This is a genomic window from Halovulum sp. GXIMD14793 (assembly GCF_054457435.1).
The window spans coordinates 1-10,399 of record NZ_JBTLNE010000088.1; the positions used below are offsets into that span (position 1 = coordinate 1).

The window sequence follows — 10,399 nt, forward strand, 5'->3', positions numbered from 1 at the left end:
TCAGCGCGCTCAACGCCCTGAAGAAGTTCATCCAGAATTTCCTTTGAGATAGTCATTCATGCTTCCTTTCGGTGAAGCATGAACCGGATCAGTCATACACAAAAGACCGGACACTCTCTGGATACATGAAAAAGAACGCCCGAAAACGAAAGCCTCCTGCGCCCAAGGTGCCCGTGCTGACGAAAGCCAAGGTGCCGCCACCACGCAATCTGACGCCTGAGCTCTGCGATCGCTTGCGCCGGGACATGATGAAAGCCTGTCTGGCCGTAGCGGAAACGCATGGGCTGACAGTGGAAGGTGGTGAACTGAGTGACATTGATCTGCGCCACAGCTTTGAAATCAGCTTCCGCGTCGGCATTCCCCAAAAGGACGGGGCAATCTACTCACCCGACAAAGCCATGTTCGAAGTTCTCGCGCCCCATTTTGGCTTGGAACCCTCAGACCATGGCCGTACCTTCAGGTCGAAAGATGAGCTCTTCCGCATCGTTGCTATCAACCCCAACAGACCGAAATATCCCATCAGTGCCGAACGCATAGCGGATGGCCGAGGCTTCAAATTCCCCGCCGACAATGTTGCGATGTATTTGCAGCGTTCAGAATCATAAATATACACCATTTGTTCTGCCAAAAGCCCAAATATACAGCTTCGAGCCACTTGGGCCATCAGGGGAGAAGTCCGCCTTGTCGAACGCGCCTTCGGTCTCGGACCCGAAATGATCAACGAACTGATGTCGCTACACGGCAAAGAACTCGAAAAGATCGCAATTCAGCAGGGCTTCTGCAAAAATGAAAAACGCTGAGGGTCTCTCCGGCCAAAACAAATTTTTGCAACAGGGCCGTCTATGGTGCGAGCCGCTAAAGCGGCTGGCGAGATTTCTCTCCTGCTGGTTTTAACCATACAAGCCCATCATGCACCTGGGAGCGTCACTTCCATCACCTCAAAGTCCTGGGAGCAATCGTTGAATCCGGTATCAAGCCCTGGCGGTACGACAAATGCATCCCCTGCCTCAATCTGATGGGAGGGATGGCCATCCGCTGTGAGCGTTGCGCAGCCTTCGAGGACGAAGAAGAAGTTTATGTCGGCCTCATGTGTCAGTTTCGTCGGTGTACCCCCAACGAAACGTGCGACCTTGATCCCGGCGATGCCCTTTGTTCCTTTTGCGATGCCAGTGTCGCGGCAGGAAAACCCCGCCATTCGATAGGGTCGCCAGACGGCCTTGGAGATCTCGTGATGGACGAACTTTTGCCCTTGCCATTCGCGGTCGAGGTCGCCTTTACCATTTGGCAGGGTCATCTCGTGGTCGATGGTCGTGACATGCTCGGCCGGAACGCCAATCTCGATCACCTCGATATCCGGTGATGCGTGGCAGACCCGGTGGCGGATTTCAGGCGGCTGGGTAACGCAATCGCCCGCGGTCAGACGTAGCATGTTGCCCTGATCCTCGTAGAGCACGTCGACCCAGCCGCGATAGCAATAGATCAGCTGGAACCCGACCGTGTGGTAATGCACCATGTCCGGGACAGGGCCACCGTCGGGAATGCGGATATGGCTCGCGATGATCGAACCCCCAAGCCGCGATGGGATCAGATCGCGATAGTGCATCCCGGCCCGGCCGATGATCCAGGGCGCCTCGTCGCGCAGCCGGCGCACGGCAAATTCATGCTGTGTGGTGGGTTGTTCCAATTGCGGTGTCAGCGGGACAAAGCGTATCCGGGTGCCGTTCGGCGCGGTCAGCTCGGCGCCACCCTCGGAAAAGTGACCGGGATCGTCCGTAAGCACTTGCAGGGAAGGGGACGGGCCTCCTGCCGTCCGGTCCAGATGTAGCCGAAACCCGTGACCCGACAGGCTGGCATTCGACGGATCATCGGCCGGGAAGATAGAGTCCAGCCGCATCCCCAGTGTCTTGGTAAAGAAGCCCAGATCTTGGCTTAGGTCTGTAGTCGGCAACACGACTTCGATCTTGCTGTTTTCATCCGCCATTTGTTGCGCCTTTCACGTCTCTTGGTTCTGAATTGGATGTACCGTGCTCGGCCTACGCTTCCGCGAAGGTGCCGAATGTCTTGATCGCTCCGTCTAGCGCATTGCCATCTTCGTCCTGCAGTGCTGCCTGACGCAAGCGGGCGATCCAGTCTGCGGCGTCTTCACGACCCTTCAGCAGGTCTAGCGCGCCGATCACGCGGTCGAATTTCGACAGACCGCGTGCATGCGTGTCGGAATAGCCCTTGATCAGCCGACGGCAGCGCAGCAGTTCGATAGACAGCGCGCGGTCGGATTGGTTCAATGCGGTTCCAAGCCAGTGGTCGATATGGGCCATTTCGATGGCATGGCGATGGGTGCGGCGGCGGTAGGCCCGCAAGCCGCCCAGCAGGTAGAGCATGGCAAAGGGGATCATCCGGTCGCTGCGCATCCGGCGGCCTCGATTGAACAGGCGGTCGATGACCCACATGACGCCGGGGCGCGCTTCGGCCCAAGCACCGACACGGGCAGGGAAGAGGCCTACGATCTCTTCCGCGCGGGGGTGGAGAAATTCGGTTACTTGCATCACGCCACCTTCTGCCGTGCCCATCTCAGTTTCGATCCGTTGGCGGCGGGGGGCGCGGGTTTTCAGGTCTGCAACCTGGGTCACGTCGTCATAGGCCATAGAATTGGCGAGGTATTTGGCGGCTTCTCGCGTCAAAGCGCCGTTTGGGTCATCAGAGGCGATTTGTTCCAGCCGGTCCAGGTAGTCGCGCCCATAGCCGAGATCGATGAAATCCACCACCTTCTGCAACCCCACCCGTGCCATTTCCTGTGCGGCGGGGGGCAGGGTTTCGGTGCGGGAGACAAGCGTGTTCCAGTCCGCCAGCAGATCTTCAGGGCCCCGGAGGGTTGGGTGGATATCAGGCTCTAATACTGGCTTTTCAGTGTCTGTTTTGCCCATTGCGTGCTCAAAGGCGGCGGCAAAGGCGCGTAGGCTGGGTTCTACCCCTTTCCCGGCAGATCGGATCGCGTCCTCAAAGGCGGCTCGCGGGAAGGGCAGGGCATCAGAGGCCGCCAAAGCACCGAACAATGTGGCCGAGATGGCGGAGCTGTTTTCCACAGCCAGTGCTTCCATATCCAGCGCGATCAGCCGGTCAGACATAAGCCGCGCGGCTTCCATAACGTCATCTGGCTCGGCGATGCCGTCGCCGGGCACCATCTTTTCGCTGACGGCCAGCGCCCGGTGGGTTGAGGCAATCAGGGTGGTGCGGTCGGGCGTGACAAAGCCGCGCATGATGGCGCGGCCTGCCTCTATCAATTCGGCAGCAATCAGAACGTCCACGTCGCCGCCCGCAGGAGCAAGAGAGAAGATCGGCTGGCGGCCCGAGCTAGGCGCCATTTCGACATAGTAGATGGTTGCGCCCGTCCGTTGTGCCACCCCAGCCACGGACGTTGCCTGACAGGCGTAGCCCTGGGCGCGGGCCAAGCGTTCGACCCAGCCGGTCAGCACCCCACCACCTTGGCCGCCGACCGACATGATCGCTAGTTTGATGATGCTACCCAGCTTTTCGTCGGGCGCGCGAGGGGTGAGTTCGTCTTTCATCGCCCCACCTCGCCAAAGCACAGGCGCTTGGTGCGGCGGCGGTCTTGGAGCCCGCCGATAAAGCGTTTGCGCAGGCCCGCGCGCCACTGCTCAAAACGGCCCGGATTGTGGACCACATCGGCGCGGTAAAAGCTGGGGCAGAGCACGGCGGCATCTGCCACCTCGCCGCAATTGCCGCAGCCGACGCAGGTTTGGTCAATGCTGGCAATCGGATCATCCCGCAACGGGTCATCGAGCCGTTTCAGCGACAGGGACGGGCAGCCCGACAGGCGGATACAGGCGTGATCGCCGGTGCAGATGTCTTCATCGACGCCAAACCGGGGCGCTTCGACCCGGCGGCCGTCTTTGACGGCTTGTGCGCGGATCGGGCGTTCGCGGCGTTGTCGGTTCAGCATACATTCCGACGATGCCACGATCACTTTGGGACCCGGCGTATCGGTGGTCAGCGCCTCGCGGAAGACGTTGAGCATTTTGGGCACGTCATAGGTTCGATCCACTTGCCGCACCCATTTCACGTCGACGCCTTTGACCGCTGCGCTGATTGGGTTGTTTGTGTCTTTACTGGGGTTTTTGGCGCGACTGGACAGGATGTCTTGCCCCCCGTCGCGGCGGAATAGTAGTTGTCGACGATCACCGCCACGCCATCGGATTTGTTGAACACCATATTGCCGATAGAGCTGCTGAGCCCGTTATGCCAGACCCCCCCGTCGCCCAGGATTGAGATCGGGCGGCGTTCGCCCCCACCGTCAAAGGCCGCGTTAGAGGCCGGGCCAAGCCCATAGCCCATCGTCGCGCCACCCACCTCAAATGGGGGCAGGCTGGCAAAGAGGTGACAGCCAATATCTGCGCTGATCTGGTGTTCGCCTAACTCTTTCTGCGCCAGCTTCAGGGCTGCGAAAATGGGTCGTTCCGGGCAACCCGTACAGAACCCCGGCGGGCGGATAGGCACGGTTTTGGACAGGTCCGGGATCGCGGGCAATTCGCGATTCGGGGCGCGGACTTTGCTGGGCAACAGGTCAGGTGCTGCGGTTTCCAGAAAGGCGGTGACACCGTCCAGCACGACTTGCCCGGTATATTCGCCTGCCATTGGCAACATATCCTTGCCATGCAGCTTCGCGCTATGGCCCGCCTGATAGAGCATCGCACCGATGCTTTGGGCCAGAAAATCGGGCTGGCCTTCTTCGACCACCAGAAGGGCCTCTTTGCCTTCGGCAAATTGCATCAGTTCCGGTTGCACCAGCGGATAGGTGACGTTCAGCACGTAAAGCGGCACGTCGGTGTCACCATAAAGATCGGCCAGGCCCAACCGTTGGAGCGCGCGGATCACCGCGTTATACATGCCGCCTTGGACGATCAGCCCGATCTTGCCGCGATCAGGCCCGAAGAATTCATTCAGCTTGTGGTCAAGGATGAACTTTTCAGCCGCGGGCCAGCGGTTTTCGATTTTGTCCTGTTCGTGGATGAAAGACATTGGCGGTAGAACCACGCGGTTGAAGTCTTTCTGCGGGTTAGACAAAGCGTCGCGGACCGTCAGCGGCGGCGGCACGTTATCGGTGGTCTCAAAGCTGCCCGTCACATGGCAGGACCGGATCCGCACCATCAGCATCACGGGGGAGTTCGAGGCCTCCGATAGCGCAAAGCCGTCTTTTACCGCCTTAACGATCGAGGGCAAGTTGGGGCGCGGGTCCAGCAGCCAGAACTGCGATTTCATCGCAAAGGCGTGGCTGCGTTCTTGCATAATCGACGAGCCTTCGCCGTAGTCTTCGCCCACGATCACCAGCGCGCCGCCATTCACGCCTGACGATGACAGGTTGGCCAGCGCGTCAGAGGCAACATTGACCCCCACCGCGTCTTTGAACGTGACCGCGCCCCGGATCGGGTAGTGGACAGAGGCGGCAAGCATCGCAGCGGCAGCGGCCTCTGACGCCTTGGCCTCAAAGCGGACGCCAAGATCGCCCAGCAGGTTCTGGGCATCGGCCAGCACGTCCATTAAGTGAGAGATCGGCGCGCCCTGATAGCCGCCGACATAGCCGACGCCAGATTCCAGCAGCGCCTTGGTGATGGCAAGGATGCCTTCGCCGGTGAATGTGTCACCGGCGCCAAGGCGCAGATGCTCTACTTCCTTTTTGAACGAACGCTCGGCCATTGACGCGCTAGCCTTGAGGCACCAGAGCCAGGGCCCGGATGGGTGACCCTGTACCGTTCTCGATCTTCAGCGGAGCAGCCATCAGGATTGCCCCTTTGGGCGGAAGCTGATCGAGATTGGCGAGCGAAGCCAACCCGAAGCAATTGTCTCGGTGCAGGTAGTTATGCGCAGGGTAAGGCGGGCTCATCTTCCCCGCCATGCCCGCATCTGTCCCAATACATTGGCTGCCCCAACCGACGATCCCCTTGGAGAGAAGATAGTCGACACATTCGGTGGTGGGGCCTGGACTGTGCGACCCATCCTCCTGGGGGTCTGTGTCCATGTTTAGGAACAACTCTTCGTCGTGGGACCGCTTGTCCCAATCGGTGCGCATGACAACCCACTCGCCAGGGTTGATCTCACCGTGTTTGGCCTCCCACGCCTTCACATGCTCTGCGGTCAGCAGGAAATCCGGATCTTCCGCTGCTTCCTTGGAGCAATCGATGACATTGACTGGTGCGATGAGCCGCTGCACGTCGAGCGTGTCGGTGAAGCCGTCTGCGAAATCCTTGCCCGTGATCCAGTGATGTGGCGCATCAAAATGGGTGCCGGAATGTTCGCCTAGTTTTAGCCAATTCCAGGCGAAGAAAGGTCCGTCTGCGTCATATTCGCTGATCCGATGGATTTCGACCTTTGGCGTGTTTTTGGCGAAATCTTCCGGCAGTCGAAGGATCGGCGTGTCCGGTCCAAGTGAGGCGGTGCAATCCACCACCTTGATCTGACCCGACAGCAGCATCGCGCCGAAATTGGCAAGCACATCATCGGAAGACATCGACGTTCCTTTCGTGGTTGAGACCGGTTCTGCGCTGCCAGCATAGCGGCGGCGGCGGCGGGCGAGCACCTCGCCGGTGATGTCGAAAAAGGTATCTATGGTTTCTTCTCTAGTCACGTTTCCCGGTGACAGGCGCACCAACGGTCCGCGAAAGTCAACAGAATACCCTTCGACCCCCAACGCACCGACGACTGCCGCAGCCTCGGTTTTGTCGGGAAAGCGCAACATGACCGACCCGCCCCTTTGGTCCGCACCGCGTGGGGAATGCAGAGGCAGATCAAGCGCATCGGCACGCGCTATGATCTGGTCCACAAGTCGGCGGTTCCAAGCGACGAGTTCCGCGTGATCCTGCTCCGCGTGCCACTTGAGTGCCGGCAGGGACGCCAGTGCTGGGACCACGCCTGGCGTGCCACCGTCGAACCGACGGATATCAGGCGCATATTCGAATTTGTCCAAATCCCAGGAAAACGGGTTGTTCTGTGAGAACCAACCGCGCCCCTCCGGTTGAAGATCCGGAATGCGGTCCTTGTCGATGTAAAGAATACCTGCGCCCGGCGTCCCACACATCCATTTGAGACTGGTGGACAGCACGAAATCAACGCGAGGGTTCATTGCGTCAAAAGGGATTAGACCTGCGGCCTGCGTAATGTCTGCACCGATCATGCTTCCCATTTCGCGCCCATGGGCAACGAGAGGGGCAAGATTGACACGCGCCGAAGCTGTAGACGTGACCCAAGTCAGCAGGGCGAGTCCAACGTCACGACCCCAATGGGCCATGAAGTCTTCGGCCTCGACCCAGGACTTGCCCTCGCTCATCGGCACGGTGTCCAGCGTGAACCCCATCTTGGGGGCCAGCCCAGCCAGCAGGAAATGGATCGAAGGGAAACAATCCGCCGACACCAGCACACGCTTCCCCTTCAGCTGGCCTTCGGGCAACGCACGCATCAGCTTGTGCATCCCGTCGGTCACGCTTTCGCATGTTGTCGCCGAACCTTTGGGGACATTGATGATGCGGCGCCAGAAGTCGATGAAGTCTTGCCGCTTAAGGAGCATGTAACCCCACTGCTTGTCATTCGGAGCCGCCCAGACTTCAGCGTATTCAGCCATGGCCTGGGACAGTTCGTCTTCCTTGCCGGGATACATGCCGATGGAATGGTATAGAAAATAGCCAGCGTTCTTTGAATTCAAAAGCATCTTGGGTTTCCGCAGTTTAGTGTTCATAGGCGCGTTGTGCGCGTTTTTCGAGCCAGCCTGTTAGCCTGACAAGCGGCAAAAGGATGATGATATAGAGGATCGCCGCGCCTATTAATGGCGTGGGGTTCGCAAAGAGCGCCTGCGCGTCAGTTGCCTGTTTGAGCAGATCAGACATCGCCACCACCGAAGCGAGCGCGGTATCTTTGATGACGGAAACACAGTTCGAGGCATGAGGGGGAATCACGATCCGGATTGCCTGTGGGATGATGACCTTGCGCATGGTCGTCCAAAACCCGAGGCCTAGGGCCGCGGCAGCCTCAAACTGCCCTTTCGGAATAGCCTGCAGGCCCGCGCGCATAACTTCGGCGGTGAACGCCGCCAGAACCATTGTTAGAGCTGCAGCAGCGGCTGAGAACGAGTTCAGCGTTACCCCCGCGAAGGGCAAGGCATAATATATCAGGATCAACAGCACGAGGACCGGTATGGCCCGAACGAGATCAATGTAGGCAATGGCCAGAAAACGAAATGGCTTCGGGGCATAAAGCCGCATCATCGCCAGGAGCAGGCCCAATATTGAACCGAACACGATCGCAGTAATGCCAAGAAGAAAGGTATTGCCGAGCCCCCTGATCAGCATTGGAAAGGCGCGCCTCAGCACGTCGATATTGAAGAAGATGTCAAGCGCGTCCATTACCTTGTCCGGCTAAAAAAAATTACTCGGGCACACATGAGATGCACACCCGAGCCTTATGGGAATTAGTCACTCTGTTGCTGAGGTCGGAATCGGGAGCGGCGTCACGGTCAGACTTCCCTCAGCAGGAGGCGCACCCAGCCAACGCTCGTAGAGCTTGGCCATGGTTCCGTCTGATTTCATTTCCCCGATAATGGTATTCACCTCTTCCAGCAGCGGTGAAGCCTTAGGCATCATCATCGCAAATCGTTCACCTGTGACGATTTCGTGTGAAACCGTCAGGCCCTCGCCCTGGGTGAACGCATATCTCAGCCCGACAACATCGTTGACAACTGCGTCAACCCGGCCAGCGCGCAGATCAGTGAGCATGTTGACGACCGTGTCATAACTCTTGAGATCCTCATAGCCGATTTCATCGGCGCGTTCCTGCATCCAAGCTTCACCAAATGACGTTGCGATTGCACCCACTCTCTTGCCTGCAAGATCTTCGAGACCGTCGACCTCCTCTCCATTTCGCACGCCGATGCCCAAAGCGCCCTCGACATAAGGCTGTGTGAACGACTGGCTTTCGAGGCGTTCATCCGTGATTGTGAGCGACGAGATCACCATATCCACGCGACCAGACGCGGTCGCCACGAACAAGGCGCGGAAATCATAGCCCTCGATTTCGGCCTCGCGGCCCATGCGGCTGGCGATCTCTTTGACGATATCAACCTCAAAGCCCTCGAAACTGCCGTCCTCCATCTTGTTTTGCCAAGGTGGATTGGTCGGGTAAGCACCGACGCGCAGCGGCTCATCCGCGTATGCGACGGTTACCCCAAAGGCAAACGCAAGACCTGTGACGGCAGTTAAGATACTTCGGCGTTGAAACAACATGATTTTCTCCCTAGTTCATTGCCACTCGCTCAAAGAAACAGTTAGCTTTCTTGAGCTTCAGAAGCGCACCAATGGATGAAGTAGATCGTAGTCACCACACCATGTGCGAATGTCTGAGACCTTCGAATAAAGTATACAGTTCGTCAAATGAAATCTTTAAAAATGAAGATTTTCTTGTCACAGAGTCGCGCTTTTGGCCTGAACAATATACACTTTTACGCTGTTTGTGGAAACTTAGGTTTCGGATTTAAGGGAGTTATAACGATGGCGAAATCGAGCTACCGCCAGCAGATCTACGAAGACTATCGCGGCCGTATCCAACGCGGAAAGATCGCGGCGGATGTCCGGCTGGTCGACAAAAACATCGCAACTGAGCTTGGGGTTTCCCGCATGCCGGTTCGTGAAGCGCTGATGCAACTGGCCCATGAAGGTTACCTTGAGGGAACGTCCCGTGGGTTCATTCTGCCCAAGCTTTCGGATCGTCAGGTGTTGGAGATTTTTGAATTGAGAAGGCTGTTGGAACCTTATGCCGCAGGCCTAGCGACACAAAATCTAGACGAACAGGGCATTACCTCCCTCCGCAACTCGGTGTCCGATGCAAAGCATGCAGTTGAAACAGATGACATCAATCTGTTGTTTAAAGCAATTGAACTATTTCGCAACACATGGCTAAGCGGTGTATCAAATTCCGAGTTAGAAAACACCATCCAACGATATCATGCCCAGATTCGTACCGTTCGCGTCGCAACTATGAGAAATATGGAGTTTCGAAGCGTGCTAGTGAACGGACACTCAGGACTCTGCGAAGCATTTTCCCGAAGGGATGTAATGGCGGCGATGAACCTAATGCAGAGCTTTGTCGAGCAAGGCAGGGAAAGCTACCTGAAGAGCAAATCCGTCGGTGCCGGATAAATTCCAAGCCTTAGTTCTCTTCAATTGAACCCTGGTCGCAACAGCCTTCGTTAATCTGTAGTGGTTCAGATGTGATCTGACAGTTGGCCGTTTTTCTGGCGGCGTCTGTCAGGTGAAGTTCAGTTCACGGACTTTTCCTGCCAGATTTCTTTCCCGTCCACTGCCCGGCAGGCGATTGCAAAGCAATCTGCCGAGAGGGGATCATA

Annotated in this window: 7 protein-coding genes and 2 pseudogenes; 2 read left to right on the top strand and 7 right to left on the bottom strand. The window is 57.7% G+C overall.

Annotated features, from left to right (window positions below; genetic code table 11):
* Positions 1-125 precede the first annotated feature (125 nt).
* A complete protein-coding gene (locus tag ACW9UQ_RS17605; RefSeq protein WP_458932310.1) occupies positions 126-605 on the top strand; it encodes a hypothetical protein in 480 nt (159 codons plus the stop codon).
* 302 nt (positions 606-907) lie between these two features.
* Here ACW9UQ_RS17605 and ACW9UQ_RS17610 read toward each other — a convergent pair whose 3' ends face one another.
* From ACW9UQ_RS17610 to ACW9UQ_RS17640, 7 genes and pseudogenes are all read right to left on the bottom strand, one after another.
* Positions 908-1,981 (bottom strand): cupin domain-containing protein, encoded by a 1,074-nt coding sequence (locus ACW9UQ_RS17610; protein ID WP_458932311.1) that lies wholly within the window; start codon positions 1,979-1,981, stop codon positions 908-910.
* Positions 1,982-2,033: 52 nt separating this feature from the next.
* A complete protein-coding gene (locus ACW9UQ_RS17615; RefSeq protein ID WP_458932312.1) occupies positions 2,034-3,563 on the bottom strand; it encodes an indolepyruvate oxidoreductase subunit beta family protein in 1,530 nt (509 codons plus the stop codon).
* Positions 3,560-5,709 (bottom strand): annotated as a pseudogene (locus ACW9UQ_RS17620) (thiamine pyrophosphate-dependent enzyme). The gene ACW9UQ_RS17615 and the pseudogene ACW9UQ_RS17620 overlap by 4 nt, the downstream one beginning before the upstream one ends.
* Before the next feature lie 7 nt (positions 5,710-5,716).
* Complete coding sequence (locus tag ACW9UQ_RS17625; RefSeq protein WP_458932316.1) at positions 5,717-6,520, bottom strand: cyclase family protein; 804 nt, start codon at positions 6,518-6,520, stop codon at positions 5,717-5,719.
* 189 nt (positions 6,521-6,709) lie between these two features.
* Positions 6,710-7,741 (bottom strand): annotated as a pseudogene (locus ACW9UQ_RS17630) (aminotransferase class V-fold PLP-dependent enzyme); the annotation flags it as partial.
* Positions 7,731-8,405, bottom strand: a complete 675-nt coding sequence (locus tag ACW9UQ_RS17635; protein WP_458932313.1) for an amino acid ABC transporter permease — start codon at positions 8,403-8,405, stop codon at positions 7,731-7,733. The gene ACW9UQ_RS17635 and the pseudogene ACW9UQ_RS17630, both read right to left, overlap by 11 nt.
* A 69-nt stretch (positions 8,406-8,474) precedes the next feature.
* Positions 8,475-9,281 (bottom strand): ABC transporter substrate-binding protein, encoded by an 807-nt coding sequence (locus ACW9UQ_RS17640; protein WP_458932314.1) that lies wholly within the window; start codon positions 9,279-9,281, stop codon positions 8,475-8,477.
* Between the two features lie 264 nt (positions 9,282-9,545).
* Here ACW9UQ_RS17640 and ACW9UQ_RS17645 point away from each other — a divergent pair, with 264 nt between their 5' ends.
* Positions 9,546-10,193 (top strand): GntR family transcriptional regulator, encoded by a 648-nt coding sequence (locus ACW9UQ_RS17645; protein ID WP_458932315.1) that lies wholly within the window; start codon positions 9,546-9,548, stop codon positions 10,191-10,193.
* Positions 10,194-10,399 lie beyond the last annotated feature (206 nt).